This window comes from Nostoc sp. (assembly GCF_036917935.1).
In the GTDB taxonomy this organism is placed as follows: Bacteria; Cyanobacteriota; Cyanobacteriia; order Cyanobacteriales; family Nostocaceae; genus Nostoc.
In genome coordinates this window covers 94914-117192 of sequence record NZ_JBALEL010000012.1, presented here as the reverse complement: position 1 = coordinate 117192, position 22279 = coordinate 94914, and the positions used below count along the sequence as shown (strand labels likewise).

The 22279-nt window shown below is 43.3% G+C and carries 18 protein-coding genes and 2 pseudogenes; 9 read left to right on the top strand and 11 right to left on the bottom strand.

Features of this window, described 5'->3' with window-relative positions; translation table 11 throughout:
• Nucleotides 1-116 precede the first annotated feature (116 nt).
• The 3 genes from V7K62_RS05935 to V7K62_RS05925 all read left to right on the top strand — a co-directional run bounded on the left by V7K62_RS05935 (nt 117) and on the right by V7K62_RS05925 (nt 4500).
• Nucleotides 117-1085: a DUF1822 family protein gene (locus tag V7K62_RS05935; protein WP_334862632.1), complete on the top strand. Its 969-nt coding sequence runs from the start codon at nt 117-119 to the stop codon at nt 1083-1085.
• Between the two features lie 183 nt (nt 1086-1268).
• Nucleotides 1269-3638 carry a CHASE2 domain-containing protein gene (locus tag V7K62_RS05930; protein ID WP_334862630.1) on the top strand — a complete coding sequence of 790 codons (2370 nt, stop codon included), beginning with the start codon at nt 1269-1271 and terminating at the stop codon, nt 3636-3638.
• A 22-nt stretch (nt 3639-3660) separates the two neighbouring features.
• Nucleotides 3661-4500: a DUF928 domain-containing protein gene (locus tag V7K62_RS05925; protein WP_334862628.1), complete on the top strand. Its 840-nt coding sequence runs from the start codon at nt 3661-3663 to the stop codon at nt 4498-4500.
• A gap of 87 nt (nt 4501-4587) precedes the next feature.
• Here V7K62_RS05925 and V7K62_RS05920 read toward each other — a convergent pair whose 3' ends face one another.
• The gene (locus V7K62_RS05920) at nt 4588-6693 is read right to left on the bottom strand and encodes a M3 family metallopeptidase (RefSeq protein ID WP_334862626.1); all 2106 of its coding nucleotides are present in this window, start codon (nt 6691-6693) and stop codon (nt 4588-4590) included.
• Between the two features lie 204 nt (nt 6694-6897).
• Between V7K62_RS05920 and V7K62_RS05915 the strand changes: the two are divergent.
• Nucleotides 6898-7116: pseudogene (locus tag V7K62_RS05915) on the top strand (Uma2 family endonuclease); the annotation flags it as partial.
• Nucleotides 7117-7420: 304 nt separating this feature from the next.
• Nucleotides 7421-8377 (top strand): hypothetical protein, encoded by a 957-nt coding sequence (locus V7K62_RS05910; RefSeq protein WP_334862624.1) that lies wholly within the window; start codon nt 7421-7423, stop codon nt 8375-8377.
• Nucleotides 8378-8724: 347 nt separating this feature from the next.
• Here V7K62_RS05910 and V7K62_RS05905 read toward each other — a convergent pair whose 3' ends face one another.
• Together V7K62_RS05905 and V7K62_RS05900 are read right to left on the bottom strand one after the other, a co-directional pair.
• Nucleotides 8725-10545 (bottom strand): ABC transporter ATP-binding protein, encoded by a 1821-nt coding sequence (locus tag V7K62_RS05905; protein ID WP_334862622.1) that lies wholly within the window; start codon nt 10543-10545, stop codon nt 8725-8727.
• Between the two features lie 87 nt (nt 10546-10632).
• A complete protein-coding gene (locus tag V7K62_RS05900; protein WP_334862620.1) occupies nt 10633-11433 on the bottom strand; it encodes a DUF6816 family protein in 801 nt (266 codons plus the stop codon).
• Between the two features lie 119 nt (nt 11434-11552).
• On the opposite strand from V7K62_RS05900, the pseudogene V7K62_RS05895 reads away from it, so the two are divergent.
• Nucleotides 11553-11895, top strand: a pseudogene (locus tag V7K62_RS05895) (carbon dioxide-concentrating mechanism protein CcmK).
• Nucleotides 11896-11900: 5 nt separating this feature from the next.
• Here the strand turns inward: V7K62_RS05895 and V7K62_RS05890 are convergent.
• The 5 genes from V7K62_RS05890 to ffh form a co-directional block, all read right to left on the bottom strand.
• Nucleotides 11901-12305: a ChuX/HutX family heme-like substrate-binding protein gene (locus V7K62_RS05890; protein WP_334862618.1), complete on the bottom strand. Its 405-nt coding sequence runs from the start codon at nt 12303-12305 to the stop codon at nt 11901-11903.
• 91 nt (nt 12306-12396) lie between these two features.
• Nucleotides 12397-13350, bottom strand: a complete 954-nt coding sequence (locus V7K62_RS05885) for a PhoH family protein (protein WP_334862616.1) — start codon at nt 13348-13350, stop codon at nt 12397-12399.
• Between the two features lie 464 nt (nt 13351-13814).
• Nucleotides 13815-14249, bottom strand: a complete 435-nt coding sequence (locus tag V7K62_RS05880) for a KH domain-containing protein (RefSeq protein ID WP_104906786.1) — start codon at nt 14247-14249, stop codon at nt 13815-13817.
• Nucleotides 14212-14472 (bottom strand): 30S ribosomal protein S16, encoded by a 261-nt coding sequence (gene rpsP, locus V7K62_RS05875; protein ID WP_334802322.1) that lies wholly within the window; start codon nt 14470-14472, stop codon nt 14212-14214. Before rpsP ends, V7K62_RS05880 begins: the two co-directional genes overlap by 38 nt.
• 142 nt (nt 14473-14614) lie before the next feature.
• The gene (gene ffh / locus V7K62_RS05870; RefSeq protein WP_334862613.1) at nt 14615-16078 is read right to left on the bottom strand and encodes a signal recognition particle protein; all 1464 of its coding nucleotides are present in this window, start codon (nt 16076-16078) and stop codon (nt 14615-14617) included.
• A gap of 163 nt (nt 16079-16241) precedes the next feature.
• On the opposite strand from ffh, the gene V7K62_RS05865 reads away from it, so the two are divergent.
• Together V7K62_RS05865 and V7K62_RS05860 are read left to right on the top strand one after the other, a co-directional pair.
• Complete coding sequence (locus tag V7K62_RS05865; protein ID WP_334862611.1) at nt 16242-16931, top strand: Uma2 family endonuclease; 690 nt, start codon at nt 16242-16244, stop codon at nt 16929-16931.
• An 80-nt stretch (nt 16932-17011) separates the two neighbouring features.
• The gene (locus V7K62_RS05860; RefSeq protein ID WP_334862609.1) at nt 17012-17641 is read left to right on the top strand and encodes a Uma2 family endonuclease; all 630 of its coding nucleotides are present in this window, start codon (nt 17012-17014) and stop codon (nt 17639-17641) included.
• 102 nt (nt 17642-17743) lie between these two features.
• On the opposite strand, the gene rpmB is transcribed toward V7K62_RS05860, so the two are convergent.
• The 3 genes from rpmB to V7K62_RS05845 all read right to left on the bottom strand — a co-directional run bounded on the left by rpmB (nt 17744) and on the right by V7K62_RS05845 (nt 21033).
• Nucleotides 17744-17980, bottom strand: a complete 237-nt coding sequence (gene rpmB, locus V7K62_RS05855; RefSeq protein WP_334862607.1) for a 50S ribosomal protein L28 — start codon at nt 17978-17980, stop codon at nt 17744-17746.
• Between the two features lie 176 nt (nt 17981-18156).
• Nucleotides 18157-20145, bottom strand: a complete 1989-nt coding sequence (htpG, locus tag V7K62_RS05850; protein WP_334862605.1) for a molecular chaperone HtpG — start codon at nt 20143-20145, stop codon at nt 18157-18159.
• Between the two features lie 246 nt (nt 20146-20391).
• Complete coding sequence (locus V7K62_RS05845) at nt 20392-21033, bottom strand: class I SAM-dependent methyltransferase (protein WP_334862603.1); 642 nt, start codon at nt 21031-21033, stop codon at nt 20392-20394.
• A 591-nt stretch (nt 21034-21624) separates the two neighbouring features.
• Here V7K62_RS05845 and V7K62_RS05840 point away from each other — a divergent pair.
• Nucleotides 21625-22251 (top strand): DUF4126 domain-containing protein, encoded by a 627-nt coding sequence (locus V7K62_RS05840; RefSeq protein ID WP_334862601.1) that lies wholly within the window; start codon nt 21625-21627, stop codon nt 22249-22251.
• Nucleotides 22252-22279 lie beyond the last annotated feature (28 nt).

Below are 22279 nucleotides of genomic sequence, written 5' to 3'. Positions count from 1 at the left end.
CCCCATGCCCTATCCCCAATGCCCAATTTTCTTTTTCCAGTATTCAATTTTGTGGCATAAATTTAGTCAATATGGGTGATAGATACATAGCAGCATTGATCCCTAGAGATTGACTTATGAATAACTCCACCTATCAGCTAGACGATTTCGTTTTAAAATTGCCGATTTCCCAAACAGCTCGCATAACTGCCCAGCAATTTGCTGACCAGCAGCCAAATACTGAAAAAGCAGAGCAAGTCCGGCTGAATACTCTGGCTGTATGGGTGGTGAATGACTACTTGCAGATGATGGATATTCCTACTGACCTTCAAGGTAGTGACAGTTGGAACCCCATCATACGACTTTGTGCGAATGTAGCTGACTTAGAGGTGCCCTCAATTGGCCGTCTGGAATGTCGTCCTGTCCATCTAGATCAGCAGATATGTTCTATTCCTCCAGAAACTTGGAAAGAACGGGTGGGTTATTTAGTAGTTCAATTTGATGAATCGCTCCAAGAAGCGAAACTGCTTGGTTTTATCCCTAGTGTCGCAACTGAAACACTGCCTTTAGCGCAACTGCAACCATTAGAAGCGTTTATCGACCACATTTGGCAACTGCGCCAATCCCCAGTTAATTCACTAGTGAATTTGAGTCAGTGGTTTGCTGGTATATTTGAGACTGGCTGGCAGACTATTGAATCGCTGTGGAATGTGCCGGAATTCAGACCCACTTATGCCTTTCGCAGTATTGAAACTTTGGAACCAGATGCTCTTAACCGACTAGAATCAATTACTAAACGGGCAAAACTGATTGATTTAGGTATCCAAATTCTCAACCAACCTGTGATGTTGATTGTGGAAATCAGCCCCGAAAAGGATCAACAAACTAATATTCATCTCCAATTGCACGCCACTGGAAATCAAATCTACTTGCCGCTAGGAGTTCATCTCACTGTTCTAGATAGTTCTGGAACAATATTTCTAGACGCTCAATCTAGAAAATTAGACAACTACATTCAGTTACAGTTTCGTGGTGAACCCACAGAGCAATTTAGCGTTAGGGTAGCCTTGGATAATACCAGCATTACCGAATATTTCCGAATTTGAAATATGTAGCTATCTTCCCTCTTTGTCGATAATTTCTTAAATGGTAATTCGTTAATTAAAAATTAAAAATTAAAAATCCAAGGCTGCTTTTGGGGATTTGGGAAAAAGTCTGTAGACGCTTGTGGTGCTTGCATTCAGACATTAGAACAGGGCGTGATCTTGCACAGGGAGATAGCGACGGTTATGGGTAAGTTAGTGGTGATCAAATTCGGAGAAGGTAGTTTTGAGCAAGGGTTTGCTCTCACCCTCCAAATTGGTGAAGAACACGAGCGGGCTGCAACAGAAATCACAGGGAGGCTACCTTCATTCCCTGAAATGCCGCTTTATTATAGTCATTGGCAGTCTAGTTATCGGCAGATAGGCAATCGTTATCGTCTCCATGCTGACCAAATGCAGGTGACGAATGTATCAATGGTTCAAGACTGCGAAAACGCTTCTCATATTTTGCGGGCACGCTTTAATACCTGGCTGCGAGCAGAGGAGTTTCGCCCTTTGAGGGAAAAATGGTTAGAAAGATTATCGTCCACGGAAGAAGTACGGGTAATTTTACAAACAGAAAATAGCCAATTGCAGCTATTACCCTGGCATTTGTGGGACTTGTTAGAACGCTATCCCAAAGCTGAAATCGCCCTTTCTTCACCATCCTACGATCGCATTCAGAAGCCACGCCCTTCCAATCAATTAGTCAACATTTTGGCAATTGTGGGCAATAGTAAGGGGATTGACACCCAAGCCGATCAAGCTTTACTGCAACAGTGTAGTAACGCAGAGGTTAGCTTTCTAGTAGAACCACAGCGTAAGGAATTGACTGACCATCTCTGGGGAAAAAACTGGGATATTCTCTTCTTTGCCGGACACAGTTCCAGTAACAAAAATGGAGAAACCGGACGAATTTACCTGAATAGAACTGATAGTCTGACCATTGGCGAGTTAAAGTACGCTCTCAAAAAAGCCATTGAAAATGGTTTGCAATTAGCTATATTCAACTCCTGTGATGGATTGGGATTGGCGCGAGAATTGGCTGATTTGCAAATTCCTCAAATGATCGTCATGCGCGAACCTGTCCCAGATCAGGTTGCCAAGGAGTTCTTAAAGTATTTTCTCGAAGGCTTTGCCGGTGGCGAGTCTTTATATCAAGCGGTACGCCAAGCGCGGGAACGCTTGCAAGGACTTGAGGATCGATTTCCTTGTGCAACTTGGCTACCAATGATTTGCCAAAATCCGGCGCAGATACCACCGACTTGGGATGAATTAAGGTCTACCAAAAGCGAAGATATACCGAATTTAGCTCTGTCTACTAGACGCAGATTTAAGAGAACTTTGTTATCCAGCTTGGCGGTTACATTCTTGGTTTGTGGCGTGAGATTGGTAGGATTGCTGGAAAATCCAGAGATTCAAGCCTTTGACCTGATGATGCGATCGCGCCCTGCCGAAGGTCTCGATCCCCGACTGTTGATCATCACAATTGACGATGATGATCTGGCAATTCAAAGACAAAATAACGAGTCCTTGATCGGAGCTTCTATTTCCGAAAAATCTCTCAATAAACTCCTGGTAAAACTGAATAAGTACCAACCGCGGGCGATCGGCTTGGATGTATACCGTGATTTTCAGGCCAAAGAGCCAGATTTAATTACTCGTCTCCAGCAAACTCAGAACTTGGTTGGCGTATGCAAGGGGAGCGATAGCTCAGGAAATATCAAAGGCATTAAGCCGCCACCAGAAATCCCCCCAGAAAATCTGGGATTCAGTGACTTTATTCACGATCGCGATGGAGTTATTCGTCGGCATCTTCTGTTCATGAATCAGGAGACGACATCATTGTGTTCTGCCCCTTATTCCTTCAGTTTACAACTAGCATCCCTCTATCTCCGCTCTTCAGGAATTCAACTAAAGTTCACCCCTGAAGGAAATTTGCAGTTGGGTAAGACTATTTTTCCGAATCTGAAACCTCGTAGTGGCGGCTATCAAAATATTGATGCTAATGGCGGTCAAATCTTACTCAACTATCGTTCTTCAAAAGAGATCGCCGAACAGGTGAAGCTAACACAATTTTTATCTAGTCCGATTAACCCCAACGCGATTAAAGACCGGATTGTTCTAATTGGTGTGGTAGCAAAAGGGGATTCTCCAGATACTTGGCCGACACCTTATGGCATTCCTTTAGATGAGCAAATGCCAGGAGTGCTGGTACAAGCTCAGATGGTCAGCCAGATCCTTGGTGCAGTCCAGGATGGGCGGCCGTTGCTGCGGGCTTGGTCATGGTGGGCGGAGGTGGCCTGGATTTGGGGCTGGTCTTTGATCGGGGGAGTTTTGGCTTGGCGCCGGCTTTCGTTACCCTGGTTGGCGTTGGCAATCGGTATTACTTCTAGCGTTTTGTATGTAGTTTGCTTTGGTCTGTTAATTTCGGGTGCTTGGGTGCCGTTTATACCGTCGGCTTTATCGCTGGTAGTTATGGGGGGCTTGATGTCAATTTATAATAATTCAAAAACAGAAGCGCGGGTGGTGAATGGGGAGTCAGGGAGAATAACTAATGCCCAATCTAAAATCTAAAATCGGATGAGGTCAGGTTTTTATGAATTCAAATTCACAATCGATAAAACTGTTTTTAGTATTAGCTTTTAGCTGTACAAGTTTATTAGCTAGCCTGACTCCAGTACTGGCGAAACCAACTCTTGGTTCTTCACGTAGCGCTGCCGAAGGCGGGCTACGCCTACGCTCTGATCCTAAAACGACTCTCGCTCAAGCCACAACCTTTAATCAACCTCCAATTCCAGCTGGCTCCCCTCCTGGAGGTCGCGTTCGTGGTGGAGCGAAGCGCGGGGAAGTGGCTGCATGTCCACCGACTAAACTTGACCTGACTGCTTTAGTGTCCTTTACTGAGGAAGATAACTCAGTAATTAATGTCTGGGGACAAACAACAGTAGAACGCCCAAGTTGGTTTTTCTATGTGCCATATACCAAAGATTCGCCTTATGCAGTTGAATTTGTGCTGCAAGATCAGGACTCTAATGAGATTTACCAAAAGGCGATCGCTCTTTCGGATAAGCCAGGAATCATCCGCGTTTCTTTGCCTACCACTGCTCCCGCTTTAGCAGTAAACAAACAATACCGCTGGTTTTTCACCATTAACTGTGACAAGGAAAAGAATTCTCCCCCAACTTTTGTTGAAGGGGTAATACAACGAATCGAACTGAATCCAGCCACAGTCAAAGAGCTACAAACTACAGAACCTCTAAAGCGCTATGCTATCTATGCCCAAAAGGGGATATGGTACGAGGCATTGACGACGCTGGCTGAACTACGTCAAAAAAATCCTCAAGATGCGGCACTAAAAGCAGAGTGGCGAAATTTGTTAGGCAGCATCCGCTTAGATGATGTTGCCGGTGAACCTATTCTTCCAGAAACACCTTAGACTACGAAAAAAATGTTCAGTTAAGGATTATTTGCAAAAATTTTGATGTAGAGACGTTGGAATGCAACATCTCTACAGAGGTGTTGTTTAGTGTGCAGCAGCACTCACTAAACCATTGTGCCTAAGCAAAGCGATCGTACTTGGTTCACGACCCCGGAAAGTTTTAAACACCTCCATTGGATGCTTGCCACCACCGAGTGCTAGCACCGTATCCCGATAACGCCGACCTGTAGCTTTTATAGCTTCTTCATTTTCTAGCCCCGCTTCTTCAAAAGCGGCAAAAGCATCAGCGCTAAGTACTTCAGCCCACTTATAGCTGTAGTAACCTGCTGCATAACCACCCTCAAAAATATGTCCAAAAGCACATAACATTGAATCTTCTGGAAGTGGTGGTAAAACAGTAGTAGTCTTAGCTATGCGATAACGCACATCTGCCGGAGTTTCATCGCTACCGGAACGATAGCGGTAGTGTAGTTCTAAATCAATACTGCTAAAGTGAATTTGCCGCAACATGGCAGTACCACTCATATAATTACGCGCCGCTAGCAACTTTTGATAATAATGCTCCGGTAAAGCTTCTCCAGTTTCGTAATGTTTAGCCATACCAAAGAAAGTGAGTCGCTCATAACACCAGTTTTCCATAAACTGACTGGGTAGTTCCACTGCATCCCACTCGACATTGTTGATACCTGCGGCTCCACTATAGTCAACCTTGGTGAGCATGTGGTGCAATCCATGACCAAACTCGTGGAACAAAGTCTCTACTTCATAGAAAGTCATCAAACTCGGCTTGCCATCTACTGGGGGAGTTTGGTTACATATCAAATAAGTTACAGGCAACCGAATGCCAGATGCACCATCTTCAGTTTTGGCACGATTGATGCATACATCCATCCAAGCACCACCGCGTTTTTCTGCTGGACGGCTATAGGGGTCTAAATAGAAGTAGGCTATGGGAGAACCAGTTTCATCAGCTATTTGGAAATAACGGACATCCTCATGCCATACTGGGGCTTGACCATCGGCTGGAGTTACAGTAACACCAAACAGCCGCTTCACAAGTCCAAACAAGCCATCTAGCACTTGGGGAAGGGGAAAGTAGGGACGCAATTCTTCAGCGGTAAAGGCAAATTTTGCTTCTCGTTGGCGTTCTGCCCAAAAGCTGATGTCCCAGTGTTTTAAATCCTGATGTCCTTCTCCGGATGATGCAGCAAAAGCTTGGAGTTCTTTTAAGTCTTTGACAGCAGCGTCATAACTGGCCAGGCGTAGTTCTTCTAATAGTGCTTCCACTGCCTCAACATTAGGAGCCATTTTACTTGCAAGGCTTAACTCGGCAAAACTCTTAAAGCCAAGTATATCTGCGAGTTCTTGCCGTAACTCCAAAATACGCACAATTAACGGGTTGTTATCTAAATCACCACTAGAAGCGCGAGTGATATGAGCTTTGTAGAGCTTTTCACGCAAATCTCGACGGGTGCTGTGCTGGATGAAAGGGCCGTAGCTGGGGAAGTCTAAAGTAATGCGCCAGGGGCCATTTTCTGGTGTGGCGTTCTCTTCTTTGGCGGCTCGTGCAGCTTGGGCGGCTAAACTAACCAAACTTGGTGGTAAACCGTCAATTTCCGTTTTTGTTGTCAGGGTTAAGCTAAAGGTTTTCGTGGCATCAAGTACATGGTTAGAGAATTTGGTTGAAAGTTCTGCCAACTCCATCTGAATGGTGTTGAAACGCTCTCTTGCTTCTCCTTGTAAGCCAACACCAGAAAGTTCTGCATCTCGAATCGCTGCTTCTACAATCCGCTGTTGGGCTAATTCTAAAGTTGCCCAACGATTACTGCTACGGAGTGCTTTAAAAGCATTGTAGATAGGTTGGCTTTGACCGAGCTTGTTGATAAACTGTACGACTAGTGGCTGTACGATTTCATGAGCTTCGCGCAGTTCTGGGCTATTTTTAACGCCCATTAAATGATTTACCACCCCCCAACTCCAGGTAAGCCGTTCTGTCAGCTTTTCTAAGGGTTCTACTAAACCACTCCAAGTAGGCTGTACATTAGCTTCTAAGGTGGCAAGCTGCTGGTCAAGTTCTGCCAGCAACTGATTGAAGGCTGGTACTACACGTTCTGGTTTAATCTCTGCAAAGGGAGGTAAACCAGTGCTTTGGAGTAAGGGATTATGGGAAATAATGGTACTTGCACTCATAGTTTTGTTTGAACTGCGGACGAATAAAAATCAACAATGATTTTTAGTTATATATCTTCTAATGTAACGATCGCTGTGCTAATTAGTATTGCCATTATCGAAAAAAGGCAAAAAAAACGATAATTACTCACAAAAGTATCCTGATACAGCTATTTTGTTTGGTATTTGAACAATACTGTAGGGGATTGGGAACTGGGCATTGGGCAATTAGGGGTACTGGAATACTGGTTATTTGATCCCAAGGGAGAGTGGATTAAGCAGCAATTACAAGGCTATCGACTGCGAGGTGAAGTGTATGAGCCAATTACAGATAGTCGATGTGAACCTTTGCAGCTGCGCTTGCAAATAGAGGGGCAACTGATTGGTTTTTATCGAGAAGACACTGGAGAAAAGTTGCTGATTCCAGAAGAGTTGGTATCGGCAGCAGAGTGCATTCACTTACCTCAAACTGACTAAAGGCGATCGCTAAAAGACATGATCGTGTACTATGTCAAACAGGTAACTTGTCCGTCAGCATGGGCATTACCCTGAAAGCGCAGTTTCAGCCCAATAATTCACTGCTTTCAAGGTGTGGGAGCGTCAAATTAACTGAGCGTGAGCGAGCGTCCTTACCAAACCAAAAAGAAAGGCTCTATGCTCTATATTTATGATATTATTTGGCAACTCATCTTTTTACTCGTAAAATCGAAGACAAGATCAAGGTCAGTAGAAAAGAGTCCCTAAATTAATGAGTACGTTAATCAGTCAGGGTGGAAGAGCTATCACTAAATTTCAGGTGGTAGACCGGATAAACGATATCGCTTGGCAAGCTCACCAAGGAAGCGTTGCAGCGATTATTCAGCTATTGAACGAAAAGCTAGCCAAGTCTGGTGTCAGAACTAGAGCCATTTTTTCTGATGGTGTCTTACAACTCCTGTGCGAGGCGGCTAGAGTAGAGCAACTTGAGCAATCTCCCCTCGTAGAACAAATCCAGCAAATTCTTGAGTCCATCGCCCCGCGTTACATTCGCCGCGTCAAGATCAACAGTCGGATTGTTCGAGAACAACAATTACTGTGGCTAAAAGAAATAGATAGCGATCGCGAAAATCAATTGCTTTGGTCACAGGAAATTACGTTAATTCAGCCTAATATTGTAAAGCAATTAATTAAAGATTTCACAGAAGCTCAAGCTGAACTAGGAAAACCAAATTTTCCTAAAACTTCAGTCTCTCGTCCTTTAGTACTCATTAACAAAGAAAAATACAAAAATAAACCGAAAGCAAACATATTAGCAGCGGCTGGTTTCTGCTCACTGTTGTTGCTTAGTTGGGTTGTTTATGCCCAGCTAGGTAATAAACTGAAAAACCTAATACAACTAGAAACTTCCAAATCTTTAACTACAGAAAATACTAACGATAGGCAAGCCCAAACACCATCCCCTGCTCCTAACAATAGTTTTTCTGAGCCATCTGATGATCCATTTCCAATATCTGTGCGAATTGCCAACCTCGCTTCTGCATCTGGGAAAACAGCTACAACCTCAACACAGTGGTTAGAGATCGCTGCTAAGTGGCAACGGGCTTCAGATTTAATGAGTACGGTGCCACAAAAGCACAGCCGTTATCAAGAAGCTAAGATTCGTACTCAACTATATAAGAAATATAGTGAGGCAGCGCAGAAAGAAGCCGATAAGAGTAAATCTTAATTTTTTTATTGCAAGACTTCGATTACTTAATTAGTATTCCAGTAGTGGGAAATGGATTATTTACTTTACTTATCACGCTTCACCCAAGCGCGTAAAACGAATTTCAATGCGCTGCCGCTTCGATTTCGGCTGACGCTTTTATTGTTGAATAGCAGCAAATTCCTCACTTGATAATATTAGTTGTGCCGTGGAATAGGCGCGAAAGGGTTCTAGATAACACATATTTAATTTCTGGAGATGTCTATTAAAAAAATCGACCTTTGTGAATAAAGTCGATTTAATCAAGCGGATTCATTCATGGAATCAATCCAAAATTTAAAATCTAAAATCCAAAATGTGTACGTCCCCTAACTCAGGAGTTCTCCTGTTTCTTGCAGGGAGTGCAAGCGGCGGTAAATGCCCTCGTGACGCAAGAGTTCATCGTGGCTACCCACTTCTACAATTTTTCCTTGCTCCAGAACGACAATTTTATCAGCTTCCCGCACTGTGCTTAAACGGTGGGCAATAACAATGGTGGTGCAAGTGCCCTGAATCGATCGCATCGCTAGCTGAATTGAACGCTCAGACTCATAATCTAAACTAGAGGTGGCTTCATCAAAAATCAGCACGTCTGGTTCCACTAACAACGCCCTAGCAATTCCCAAGCGCTGTCTTTGTCCTCCAGATAACCTCACACCTCGTTCTCCGACGACGGTGTAATAACCTTGAGGTAAGTGCTGCACGACTTCATCGACTCTGGCAATCCTACACGCTTCCTGAACCTGCTCCAAACTGGCATTCGTTCTACCATAAGTCAGGTTATCCAATATGGTACCGTTAAAAACGTCTACTTCTTGGTGAACGATCGCTAGCCTTCGTCTATACTTACCTACATTCAAAGTGCGAATATCTTGACCATCAATCAGAATTTGACCTTCTTGAGGTTCAAAATATCGCAACAGCAATTTCACTAAAGTAGACTTACCAGAACCGGAACGCCCCACTAATGCCACCGTTTGGTATGGCTCAATCAACAAGTTGATATCTTGCAAAACTTGACGGTTAGCATCATATCCAAAACTGACGTGCGACAACTCGACTTTTCCAGTGAATTTATAAGGTGATTCTGTCTGATTCCTCTCTTCTAAAAGACTAGCTGAATCAGGTGCAGTTGGCTCTTGGAGAAATTCGTGAAACCGTAGCATCGAAGAATAACGACGGGCAAAAATTTCTCCCAAATTGCTAATAGGTTGTAATTCGGCATAAGCCATGCTAGAAAGAGTTAAGGTCATGACAAAGTGACCGAGAGAAATTCTTCCATCTACTGTTGCTGCTAGAGTCAAACCCAGGATAGTAAAGACGCAAAACTGGATTACAGTCCTTTGCCAAGTAGCCAGTTTGGTATAACCTTTGTGGACACGATACTCAACTACCATTAGTTCACGATCCAAACGTTGCTTTTGCCGCTTCAATTCTTTAGCTTCTGTCGCAAATGCTTTCACCGTTTTGATGTTGGTGATCAGTTCAGAATTGCGACTTTCAGTATCCTCTCCATATTTATCCAGAATAGTTTCCTGCCAAATCAGCCGCTTTAAATCCCTCAAGCTAAAGCTCAGAATAACTACAAAAGAAATCAGATACAAAATTGCAATTCGCCACTCAATCACCAAGATAAACAAGAAAATTCCCAGCACACGAACTAGTTTAGGAATCAACTGCCCAGCAATTTCTGGGTAAGTAAAAGTATGGTTAGAAATACCTCTAGCTATTCTTCCAGCAATGCGTCCAGGGTTATTTTCATCATAAAATTCTAGTGGGAGAGTGAGAATTTTTTCTATCGCTGTTTGGGATTTCTGCCGACGCAACCTTAAAGATATATCCCAATGAAACCAATGGGTTAACCAAGGTTGTGTTGGCGCTTTCACTACAGTGACAACGAATATTAAACCCAGTAATACAGTCAAAGATAGAGTTTTAGTAACTGGATAATTGGTGATGTCAGAAAAAGTTGCGATCGCACCTTGAAGTGGTTTATCCAAAGGTTGAGCAGACAAAACGTTTAATATCTGTCCGATCGCATAAGGGACAACCAAATCAATAATCTCGTAAATGCCGGATGCTGTAATACTAAAAACACTTAGCTTCCAGTCAGAGCGAAAGTAATTGACAATATCTTGAAATTTGGCCATGATGCACACCGTCCAAGAGCGCGATCGTAAACTTGGAATTTATATACTACGAATGTATTACAAAGTAGTCAAGAGCTAGATGACAAATCACTCTTTGGGAGTAGTTGGTAGTTCTGGAGGGAAAAGTTCGAGGCGATAGCGGTAGAGAGCAACTGGTCGAGAACCAGCTTTAAAGTAATCTGGATCTTGGGGTGAAAGATAGACAGCAGTAACTTGATCTGCCTCAATTACTGGATTAGATGTAGGAAGTTTATGATAAGCGGTGGTAGATTCTACAGAGTTTAAATAAGGGCGTGAACCGCCTTTAAATAGTTGTTGAAACACCTCTGTGGTGATGAACTTGCCATCAGAAGTAGTTTCTGTGGCGCGTGCAGTCACAATAGAAACTAGTTGGCGACTGCTACGCAAGAACGTAATCTGACGATTAGGTGAATCTGGATCTACTTTGACTAATAACACTGCTTCATCCCCTAAATAAGCCCTTGCCAAATTCAAGCTATTAAACGCTCTATCTGCTACTAAAATGGGGGATTTATAACCTATCTGAGGAAATATTTTTAACCCAGCAATAGATGGTTGCTCTTTCACAAATCTTACTACAAAATTCACAGGCTGATTTAATTGTCGGCGATTACCTTCAAACCCTGGTGTTACGATCTCTGGTGTCAAAGGTGCTGCTAAATCTACCAAAGTACTTGTAACTTCCCAATAACCAGCCATCCATTCAGGGTAAACTAAATCACCCGAAGCCGGTTGCACTGAAGTTAATTTTTCCCATTGGGGAAAATTTGCTAACCGTTCAGACAATTCTCCTGCAAAAGCTTCGCCACCCCACAATAGGAAAAAAACCAGCAAGCAAAAACTCCAAATTCTCTTCATTACAAGCATTAGCAGTTTTGGATTTAATGTTTATTATTTATCGGTTAAAAATTAAGTAAAATTGTGTAAAAAATTAAAACTTTGTAGTAAGGTACTTAACCCTATAATCCCAAATTTATCGTGACAGCATGACATTAGCACTAGGCATGATTGAAGTTTATGGCGTTCCTACAGCAGTGGAAGTGGGAGATAGTATGTGTAAAGCTAGCTGCCCGTGTAACCCTTGTTGGTTATGAAAATACTGATTTAGGACGAATTACCGTGTTAATTCGGGGGGTTATAGGCGAGGTGAATGTGGCCGTGACAGCAGGACTAAAAGCGGTACTGCGAGTTGACGGTGGCGAGGTACTTTCCGATCACATTATTCCCCGCCCCCACGAAAATTTAGAATATATTTTACCGATTCATTGCAGCGTTAATCTCGAACAGTTCAGTGCAGATATCCGATTTCCTCCACCCTTATCAGTTTAGCTGTATTAAATCTCTGCTGGTAAAGGTTGCCAAATATCCCCATAATTATCCCGTAGAGTTTGCCAAGCTTCTACTTGACCGGGTTCATATTCTCCCGGTTTACCCCATTGCAAAAATAGGCTTAAAGCAGACTCTTGTTTATCATCTAAAAACCGAATAGCATAGGTTGTAAAATTACCCCTCTTCGCTTCACCGGTTTCAAATTTAACCTGAGTTATTTTGTCCATATTCAAGTGAAACTCAAAGCCTTCAGTATGCATATTGGCATACTTCCCTTTAGGCAATTCTGCATAAAATAACTTTTCTATTTTGCCTCGTGCTTCTAATACAGCAGCGCTGCTAGTAACAATTAAACGCAAAGTTCCCAAAGTCTCACAAGCTGCTAAAAATACTTTCAATGTTGTGGTCATTTGTCATTTGTCCTTGATCATTTGTTATTTGCTGTTGGTTAAACGATGAGTCCTAAGTAATACCCAATGCCCCATGCCCTATTCCCAATCCCTATTTTTCATATTGTTCATAAGCGGCGACAATACGCTGAACTAGAGGATGGCGCACGACATCTTTTTGGGAAAATTCGCAAAAGGCAATGCCTTCAACGTGTTTTAAAATTTGTAAAGCCACTCCTAAACCCGATTGTTGGTGAAGTGGTAAATCAGTTTGTGTCATGTCGCCTGTAATCACCATCCGCGAACGGAAACCCAGACGAGTCAAAACCATTTTCATCTGAGCGGGTGTAGTATTTTGAGCTTCATCAACAATTATAAAAGCGTTATTGAGGGTGCGTCCCCGCATATAGGCGAGTGGTGCGACTTCAATCACACCGCGTTCCATTAAACTGGGTACTTTTTCTGGGTCGATGAATTCATAAATAGCATCGTAAAGTGGGCGAAGATAGGGATTAACTTTCTGCTGTAAGTCTCCAGGCAAAAAACCGAGTTTTTCACCAGCTTCGACGGCAGGGCGAGTTAAAATTAGCTTTTCAACTTGGTTAGCAAGGAGTGCTTGCACGGCGACAACAACAGCGAGATAAGTCTTACCAGTACCAGCAGGGCCAACGCCGAAGGTGAGATCGCGTCTACGGAGTGCGTCGATATATTGACGCTGGCGGAAGGTTTTGGCACGGACTTCCTCACCCCGGCGACTTTTGGCGAGGACATCTCGCTGTAAATCTTGCAGTTCCGCTTGGCGATCGCTATCTATGGCTTGACGGGCTGTTAAAATATCGGCACTGGAGATAGTATTGCCTTTAATCCAGAGGTCTTCAAGCGATCGCACTAATCGAGAAGCCAGATCAATTTGCCCTTCGGTACCAGAAATCACTAATTCCTGTCCGCGTAGCACTAAAATGGCTCCTGTTTGCCGAGATAGGATTTTGAGATTTTCTTCTCCATCTCCGGCTAGAGCGATCGCACTGGCAATATTCGGCAGCTGAATTGTTAAGGCACCTGCCATAGTATTTCTTAATTGGTGAGGATCTATTTTTGACAAAGGTTAAGTTTTCTCGCTAACGGCGAAATTAGGCTTTTATTACTTACATTTTAGAAAAATCTTTGCAACAAATTAATCGGCTGTAGGGCGTACAGGTGTACATTGGTGTCAACTTCAGCGCAAACACTCAATTTACTATCGTTTTAGATCCCCCAACCCCCGATAAATTGGGGGCAAAAAATTCTAGTCCCCCCCTTTTTTAGGGGGGTTAGGGGGGATCGAAAATCTAGGTGGTACATTGAAAAATTTTCAAATGCTTATCTTATCAGACTAGGCTTTCATGTTAAGTTAACACCAATTACAGGTGTACGCCCCGACTAGTGAAGAGTCCAAAAAAAGAGCCAAAAATCTTTTTGCTACTTTCCATTTTTACAAAAATTCTGAGCGGAGGTAAAAACAACCGCTCAGACTTGCTCTCTAGTTTCAACCTAGCGGAGGCGCGGTTTAACAATGGGTTTAGGCCCATCATTTGCACGCGGTTCTCTCTTAGTCGGCGGTGGCGATCGCTCTTCTGTGTCTTCATCAAAAGACATACCCTCGCGGCCCGGAGTGGTGCTGCCGTAGATATCCAGGTATGTTGATTGCCCAGCTGCGGCTGCGGCTGCGGCAATTACTGTACGAATCGCCTGGATATTGCGTCCCCCTCGACCAAACACTTTCCCTTTATCTGTACTTTCAAAGGCGATGCGAACCCAAACCCGGTTGAGGGCCTGAGAAATTTCACAATCGACGCTTAATGTCTCTGGAGATTCCAAAAACGGCTGCACTAAAAACCGAACCAGCTCAACATAGTTGGGGCTAGCTGTTGGGAGTTTTGTTCCGAAATTATGATGCGGCTGTTGCACTGACCTGCTCAAAAACATTAGCTTTTACTAGAATGCGACGAACGGTGTCAGTGGGTTGAGCGCCTTGTTGTAGTCGCCTGACGATGCCGGGAACGTCTAATCGCACTTCATCGGTTCTGGGGTTATAAAATCCCAACTCTTCTAGGGGACGGCCATCGCGGCGAGCAAGGTTGTTAATGGCGACAATGCGGTAACTTGCTTCCCGCTTTTTACCGAATCGCTTCAAGCGCAGTTTGATCATGGTTGAAGAATCATTCTCCTAATTGGTAAGTATGCCGAAATGCTAATTTTAGCACTCGTCTAGCATTTGGTGCTATTAGTCATTAGTCATTAGTCATTAGTCATTTGCAAATTACCAATGCCCAATGCCCAATGCCCAATAACTAAAGATTGCCAAAGCCTTTTTTCTTTTTATCTTTGGTTTTTTTCTTTTTCGTGGCTGGGGCACCATCATAACCTCGCCATCCGGGAGATGCGGGACGATTACCAGCACCTGCGAAAGCGTTACCCATACCGCCACCGCCGAACATTCCCGGCATTCCAGGGAAGCCACCTTGACCCATTTGCTGCATGAGCGATCGCATTTTTTGGAAATCACCCACCAGTTTCGTGACATCTGACTCTCTATAGCCGGAGCCAGAAGCAATCCGCCGCCGCCGACTGGGAGAACTGGCTAATAAATCGGGGTCGTGGCGTTCTTGGCGAGTCATGGAGTTAATCATCGCCTCACAGCGTTTCAGCTGGGTTTCTCCCTGCTTAAGCTGATCGTCTGAGAGTTTGTTCATCCCTGGAATCATCTTGATCAAGCCTCCCAAAGAACCCATGTTCTTCAGCATCCGCAGCTGCTTGAGAAAGTCAGTAAAGTCAAACTTCGCTGACAAAATTTTCTCCTGCATTTTCTCCGCATCGGCTAAATCAAACTCTTCCTGGGCTTTTTCTACCAAGGTTAGCACATCGCCCATACCGAGAATCCTCGATGCCATGCGATCGGGATAAAACGGTTGCAGTGCCTCGACTTTCTCACCCACGCCCACAAATTTAATCGGCGCTCCCGAAATCTTTCGCACTGAGAGCGCTGCACCACCACGGCTATCACCATCCATCTTGGTGAGAATCGCCCCAGTAATTCCGATCTGCTCATGGAAGGTGCGGGTGAGATTTGCTGCCTCTTGACCAGTCATCGCGTCCACTACCAACAGAGTTTCGTGGGGTTGGACAGTTGCTTTGATCCGGGCTAATTCCGCCATCATCTCTTCGTCAATTTGCAGGCGTCCAGCAGTATCAATAATTACTGTGTTTACACCTTCTGCCCTACCGCGTTCTACACCTTGTCGGGCAATTTCTACGGGATCGGCATCGCTTCCTAGTTCAAAGACTGGTACATCAATTTGCTTACCCAACGTCACCAACTGGTCGATCGCGGCTGGGCGATATACGTCTGTCGCCACCAACAAACAGCTACGATCTAATTTACGGAGATGTAGGGCTAACTTAGCAGTAGCTGTGGTTTTACCAGTACCTTGCAACCCAGCCATGAGAATAATAGTAGGCTGTTCGTCGGCTTCTGCTATGGGAACATTCTCTTCTCCCATCACCTGCACCAGTTCATCGTGAACAATTTTGATGAACTGTTGGTCAGGTCGCACGCCGGTAATCACCTCGGCTCCCTGTGCCTTGGCTTCGACTTCGCTAATAAAATCTTTGACTACCTGGAGATTGACATCTGCCTCCAACAAGGCGCGGCGCACTTCGCGCAATGCATCTTGAATGTTGGATTGAGAAATTTTGTCCTGTCCCCGCAGTTTTTTCCAGGCGGATTCTAAACGGTCAGATAATGCATCAAACATAATGTAATTACAGGTAGTTCGCCAATGGAAATTCTAAACCGCCGATGAATGCGATTCGGAATTTCCGCTAAAGTTTAAACGTGCTATTTACCAGCTTAGTATTTTTCACCCCGACTGTAGCAACCAGATACCTACCTTTATAGAAGATTGAGCTTAAAGTACAATGAGAGCAAGAACGGCTATTGTACAGCGAGAACCTGCATCACATATCGCTATGACTAGCAACACACTGCTTCAACCCACAGAAATCATCCATTTATCGGGTATCAGTTGGCAAACCTATGAAAACTTGCTAACTGAACTTAGTGCTAGTCGCCGCCTCCGGCTTACTTACAATCGAGGTACTTTAGAAATCATGGTTCCTTCACCTGAACATGAACGATACAAAAAAGTATTAGGTCGATTTGTTGAAACTATAGCGGAAGAATTAGAAGTCAATATCCAACCCCTTGGTTCTACTACTTTCAAGCGTCCAGAACTAAGTGGTGCAGAGCCAGATGAATGCTTTTACATTAGAAATGTCAAGTTCATTAAGGGCAAAAAAAGAATTGATTTGCAACAAGATCCGCCACCAGATTTGGTAGTGGAAATTGATATTAATAGCAGTTCTAAAAGTCGTTTTCAGGCCTATGCTGATATGGGTGTACCAGAGATTTGGCGTTATGATGGCACTATTTTTAGTATAAATATCTTACGAGATGAAAAATATATAGCTGTTGACCAAAGTTTAGCATTTCCTAATTTGCCTCTAACAGAAATCGCTGATTTTTTACTACAGGTACAACAAAAAGATTATTTAGAGTTGGTGAGTGATTTTCGCAGCTGGGTTAGAAGTAAAATTGATTTAAATTAATGAGCTAAATGTAATTCAAAATTACAAAATTAATTATTATTTATTAGCACCCAAAAACCTTTCAAATACCTCAGATAGCTATGACTAGCAACACACTGATCCAACCCACAGAAATCATCCACCTATCGGGTATCAGTTGGCAAAACTATGAAAATTTGCTAACTGAACTTAGTGCTAGTCGCCGCCTCCGGCTTACTTACAATCGAGGTACTCTAGAAATCATGGTTCCTTCACCTGAACATGAAAGATACAAAGAAATTGTGGGTCGATTTGTCGAAACTCTAGCAGAAGAACTAGAAGTGAGAATTGACTGCCTTGGTTCTACTACTTTCAAACGTCCAGAACTTAGTGGAGTAGAACCAGATAAATGCTTTTACATTGAAAATATTAATGTAATCAGAGGCAAGAAAAGAATAGATTTAACGCAAGATCCGCCGCCAGATTTGGTAGTGGAAATTGATATTACTAGCAGTTCCAAAAATCGCTTTGAAGTCTATGCTGATATGGGTGTACCAGAGATTTGGCGTTATGATGGCACTATTTTTAGTATAAATATTTTACAAGATGATAAATATATAGCTGTTGACCAAAGTTTAGCATTTCCTAATTTGCCTCTAACAGAAATCGTTGATTTTTTAGAGCAGGTGGGGGAAAAAGATTATTTGGAATTAGTTAAAGAATTTCGCCAATGGGTTAAAAGCCAAATTTAAATGAAGGATAGAAAGCAGTAGGGTAGCACAGCTAGCTGTACTACCCTACAAATTACCTGTATTCCACCCTACGAAAGTTTCGGGTTATGAAATCCACATTATTTAGTAATGATTCAGGTTAATGCCAGCTTCTTTTGCCATTGCTTCTAACCCATTAATTTGTAGGGTTTTAATTGCTTTGGTAGACAGCTTTAATCTCACCCAGCGATTTCCGCTTTCCCACCAAACACGTTTGTTTTGCAGATTAGCATGTTGAAGGCGTTTAGTACGGCGGTGGGAGTGGGAAACAGCAAAGGCGTTATTTGCTTTCCTACCAGTTAGTTCACAGCGACGCGACATAGCAAGTATCTCCAGATTGTTATTTTAATACAGCCTTTCCATTTTAGGTCTTAGGCAACAGAAGTGGGGATTGGGGAGTAGGGAGATGAGGAAGCAGGGGGATTGGGTGAGAAATAACCCCTAACTTCCCACTCAGCACGGGCTAAACCTTAGCTATCCGCTAACAGCACTCAGCACTATTTACTTGCTTGTTCCGTCAGCTTGGTGAGTACCTCATTCGATCGCTCGACGAAGGATTTCATTCCCTCAGCGTCAAATCCTTTCTGAGACATCAGCGCTAAATCGTAAACGTGTTGGCAAATCAAGTTGACTAACTGATCTGTAGGCGATTCACCGTCACCTTGAATAATACTACCTTGGTTAAGATTTGCCAGATTTTGAATCAACGGGTGAGCAGTATTCACCAGCAAAATGTGGTCTTCGGGGAAATCTGCTGTTTGCTGCTGCATCATCGCGTTCATGTCCCGGAGGCGGCGGAGAATCTCTGGTAAAAGCACGATCGCAGGTGGTGTTCCTTGAGGATCGTCTGATTTCAAAGCTTCGGTACGAATGTTGAGTTTGGGTTTGTTGAGGGATTTCTCAAATAACTCTTTAATCGTCTCACTCCGAGTTTTGTTCGTCTTGGGATCAACAATTTCCGTAGCTTTGTCTTGTTCTAGCAGGGTATTATCTAAATCTGAGTCTACCCGCGTAAACTTAACATCCTGATATTCCCGCTCTAGAAAGTTGATAAAGTGGGTGTCAATGAAGGAGTCCATAAACAGGACTTCCAAGCCTTGATTTTTGTGCAGTTCTATGTATGTAGCTTGGGTTGCTCCATCGGTGCTGTAGAAAACCCGGTTTTCGTTACGTTCTTTGTTCCGTTCGAGGTACTCTTTTAAGGTGGTATAAGGTGCGCTGGGTGTTGAGTTATCAGAACTGGGTGAAGGAGTGACATCTTGCCAAGCATCACCTTCTGAAGACTGTACCTCAACCACTGGAGTTTCAACAGCAACTTTTTCTGTCAGCTTGGCGGTGGTGCGGAAGACGATGATATCTTCGATTTGTTTTTTGAATTTTTCGTCGTTGAGAACGCCGAATTTTACAAAAGTGCCGAGGTCTTTCCAGGCGCTAATGTATTGTTCACGGTTGTCGCGGAAAAGTTCTTTGAGGCGATCGCCTACTTTTTTGGCAATGTAGTCACCAATTCTCCGCACGGTGCGATCGCCTTGCAAGGCACTACGCGATACGTTCAGAGGAATATCGGTACTATCAATCACACCCCGCATCGGCATCAGAAATTGCGGGATAATTTCTTCGCAGTTGTCGCTAACAAAAACTTGATTGCAAAATAGCTTGATCTGCCCTTTGGTAACATCTACATCCGGCCTCATTTTCGGGAAATACAAAATCCCGTTGATGATAAAGGGATAGTCTGTATTTAGATGTACCCATAACAGAGGTTCTTCCTGAAACGGATACAAGTAGCGGTAAAACTCTAAATAATCTTCTTGAGTAAGATTACTCGGAGACTCTCGCCACGGTGCTTTTTGCTTATTTGATACTTCACCATCGAGTTTAATTGGGACTGGCAAGAAGTCGCAGTAGGTCTTGACAAGATTCTTAATTCGTGCAGATTCGAGGAATTCCTCTTCTTCTCCTTGCAAGCTGAGAGTAATAGTAGTGCCGCGAGTTGTCCGAGGCGAGTCTTCGAGAGTGAAAGCTGGGGAACCATCGCAAGTCCAGTGAACCGCCTGCGCTCCTTCTTGATAGGACAGGGTATCAATTTCTACCTTTTGCGCCACCATGAAGGAAGAGTAGAAACCAAGACCGAAGTGACCGATTATCGGTTGATCTGATTTGCCTTCATACTTATGAATAAATTCTTCAGCACTAGAGAAGGCAACCTGATTGATATATTTCTTAACTTCATCTACCGTCATCCCGATGCCGTTATCAGAGATGGATAGGGTTTTCTTATCTTTGTCAATGGCAATTTCAATTTCTGGTTCGCCGATATCTCCAGCGTAATCTCCGGCGCGGGATACCATTTTTAGCTTTTGGATGGCATCTACAGCGTTAGATACCAGTTCCCGCAAGAAGATTTGGTGATCTGAGTAAAGCGACTTCTTGATGATCGGGAAAATATTCTCAGTATGAATACTGATAGTGCCTTGTTCTAGCATAATTGGTAATTTTCGATGTTAGTATCTGAAATGATGATAGTAGGTAATACAACCTAGCCATCTGTTTTCCAGGATAAACCCGGAGAACACAGAAGGGTATGATACCAATTAGGATTTTAAAAGCATAACTTAAGCGATGTCTACGACGGGCTGCGCCTACGCTCATTTTTTGAGCATTGTTTGCCCCCATTTTCTGATTCGGATTTCCCTACTCCCTCATCTTCCCGACTCCCTACAGACTGCGGTCTAAGTATTACTAAAATTCTTCTCTAACACCAAAAAATAGTGGTACGGATAACTGGGATCGATAAATTCTTGTTTGACAGTTAACCCAGCTTTGGCAACAGAGTTTAAAATCCGTGTTTTCGGATATCCTTTTAAACCCATTTCCCAGTAGTGTTCGTCACAGACTGGCGTTGTACTCCAGAATTTTGGCATATTGAGTAATAAATGCCTTGGTCTACCAGAAAAAGAGGTTTTGACCTGAAATGCGAGGTATTGGGTGCAATAGGGAATCGAAATCACCAAAAATTTCTTGGTTGCAATGCCAAGTTTTCTCAATGCCTCTTCTGACTGTTCGTAGGGGAGGTGTTCCAGGACTTGAAACAAGACGATCGCATCAAATTTATCTTGTGGTAATGAAAAATCTGTGGTCAAATCCAAAATCATTTCTGGCTTGAGGTTGGGGTCAACATCAGCGGTACAAACGTTGTATCCATTATTCTTCAGGAGGTCTGTTAACAGAGAATTAAAAATGCCGATTTCCAGAACGTTTTTTACCTGATTACCCAGCGAAAAAATTAGACGCAGCTGGTGATGGTAACTGATCAGGCGATTTTTTGATAAATATTCAGAATTTCTAATATCTAAGGAGGTGATGAGTTGCATAAAACTTGCCTACCTAAGCTGATGGACTGACAAATGTGGTGGGTATACAACTACAGGATTCCCGGAAAAATCATGAAAGTAACAGTATTTTGATCCGAAGAGCGAGGAGGGATTGGGGGTGGGTGTAATGACTGTGGTTAGCATAACTAATAAATTATGCGGACATGATCTCACTCTAGAGGTCGCTGGCTCACAAACAAAGCTTAGAGGTTGTTTGAAAAGTGGTCGGCTGTGATTTTAGGCACTTTGATCCCCCCTAACCCCCCTTAAAAAGGGGGGAACCGGAATCAAAGTCCCCCAATTTATCGGGGGATTTAGGGGGATCTAAGAGTATTTGATACATCACTAAGGACTTTTCAACAACCTCTTAGACTTGTAGGTTGGGTTTCGTTTTTCAACGCAAGCTACATTGGAGTTATTTTTTAGGCAAAACCTACACAGTATTGACATAGGTGGGGTTTCACTGAATTCTACACATAGTCAGATGAAATACTTTCGCCAAGTTTCTTATCTTAGGATCACAACTTAGAGTTGTCACTCCGTTCAGCTCAAAGATGGAAAAAACACCAGGAGTATAACTTGAGTCTTACTATGGATTTAAATTCTTTGTTTAATCTAAATACATTTATTGAATTATTACTGGGGATTAGTTTGAGCGCGGCGGCTGGCTTTCGAGTATTTGTACCCCTGCTGGCATTGAGTGTGGCTTCAGTTTTTGGACATTTAGATTTGCCGACTGACTTTGATTGGCTGGAAACACCTCAAGCTGTAATTGTCTTTGCAGTCGCTTGTTTGCTGGAAATTACCGGTTATTACATTCCTTGGTTAGATCATCTGCTGGATATTGTTGCCACACCTGCGGCATTTATCGCTGGGACAATCGTAACAGCATCTGTTGCTCCAGAGATGAATCCACTGGTGCAATGGACGTTAGCTTTAATTGCAGGTGGTGGAACCGCAGGATTAACAAAGGGATTAATGAATACATTGCGGATAAGTTCTACAGGCGTTTCAGGTGGATTAACCAATCCACTTGTGTCAACCATTGAGTTGGTCATCGCAATCGGACTGTCTGTGCTGGCGCTAGCTTTACCAGTGGTAGCAGGACTGATTGTGATTGGTTTTCTAATAATAGCTATTCAAAGAATCTGGAGTTTCTTCAATAAACCATCTTCTCAAACTAGCGAAACCGTCTCTCCATCAAGAGAATTGGGATAAGTACTCATAGATTTGTTTCATCGCTGCG

Excerpts from the sequence above, each read along its gene's own strand:
- V7K62_RS05935 (WP_334862632.1), top strand. The coding sequence starts at position 117 with ATGAATAACTCCACCTATCAGCTAGACGATTTCGTTTTAAAATTGCCG.
- V7K62_RS05930 (WP_334862630.1), top strand. The coding sequence starts at position 1,269 with ATGGGTAAGTTAGTGGTGATCAAATTCGGAGAAGGTAGTTTTGAGCAA.
- V7K62_RS05925 (WP_334862628.1), top strand. The coding sequence starts at position 3,661 with ATGAATTCAAATTCACAATCGATAAAACTGTTTTTAGTATTAGCTTTT.
- V7K62_RS05920 (WP_334862626.1), bottom strand. The coding sequence starts at position 6,693 with ATGAGTGCAAGTACCATTATTTCCCATAATCCCTTACTCCAAAGCACT.
- V7K62_RS05910 (WP_334862624.1), top strand. The coding sequence starts at position 7,421 with ATGAGTACGTTAATCAGTCAGGGTGGAAGAGCTATCACTAAATTTCAG.
- V7K62_RS05905 (WP_334862622.1), bottom strand. The coding sequence starts at position 10,545 with ATGGCCAAATTTCAAGATATTGTCAATTACTTTCGCTCTGACTGGAAG.
- V7K62_RS05900 (WP_334862620.1), bottom strand. The coding sequence starts at position 11,433 with ATGCTTGTAATGAAGAGAATTTGGAGTTTTTGCTTGCTGGTTTTTTTC.
- V7K62_RS05890 (WP_334862618.1), bottom strand. The coding sequence starts at position 12,305 with ATGACCACAACATTGAAAGTATTTTTAGCAGCTTGTGAGACTTTGGGA.
- V7K62_RS05885 (WP_334862616.1), bottom strand. The coding sequence starts at position 13,350 with ATGGCAGGTGCCTTAACAATTCAGCTGCCGAATATTGCCAGTGCGATC.
- V7K62_RS05880 (WP_104906786.1), bottom strand. The coding sequence starts at position 14,249 with ATGTTTTTGAGCAGGTCAGTGCAACAGCCGCATCATAATTTCGGAACA.
- rpsP (WP_334802322.1), bottom strand. The coding sequence starts at position 14,472 with ATGATCAAACTGCGCTTGAAGCGATTCGGTAAAAAGCGGGAAGCAAGT.
- ffh (WP_334862613.1), bottom strand. The coding sequence starts at position 16,078 with ATGTTTGATGCATTATCTGACCGTTTAGAATCCGCCTGGAAAAAACTG.
- V7K62_RS05865 (WP_334862611.1), top strand. The coding sequence starts at position 16,242 with ATGAGAGCAAGAACGGCTATTGTACAGCGAGAACCTGCATCACATATC.
- V7K62_RS05860 (WP_334862609.1), top strand. The coding sequence starts at position 17,012 with ATGACTAGCAACACACTGATCCAACCCACAGAAATCATCCACCTATCG.
- rpmB (WP_334862607.1), bottom strand. The coding sequence starts at position 17,980 with ATGTCGCGTCGCTGTGAACTAACTGGTAGGAAAGCAAATAACGCCTTT.
- htpG (WP_334862605.1), bottom strand. The coding sequence starts at position 20,145 with ATGCTAGAACAAGGCACTATCAGTATTCATACTGAGAATATTTTCCCG.
- V7K62_RS05845 (WP_334862603.1), bottom strand. The coding sequence starts at position 21,033 with ATGCAACTCATCACCTCCTTAGATATTAGAAATTCTGAATATTTATCA.
- V7K62_RS05840 (WP_334862601.1), top strand. The coding sequence starts at position 21,625 with ATGGATTTAAATTCTTTGTTTAATCTAAATACATTTATTGAATTATTA.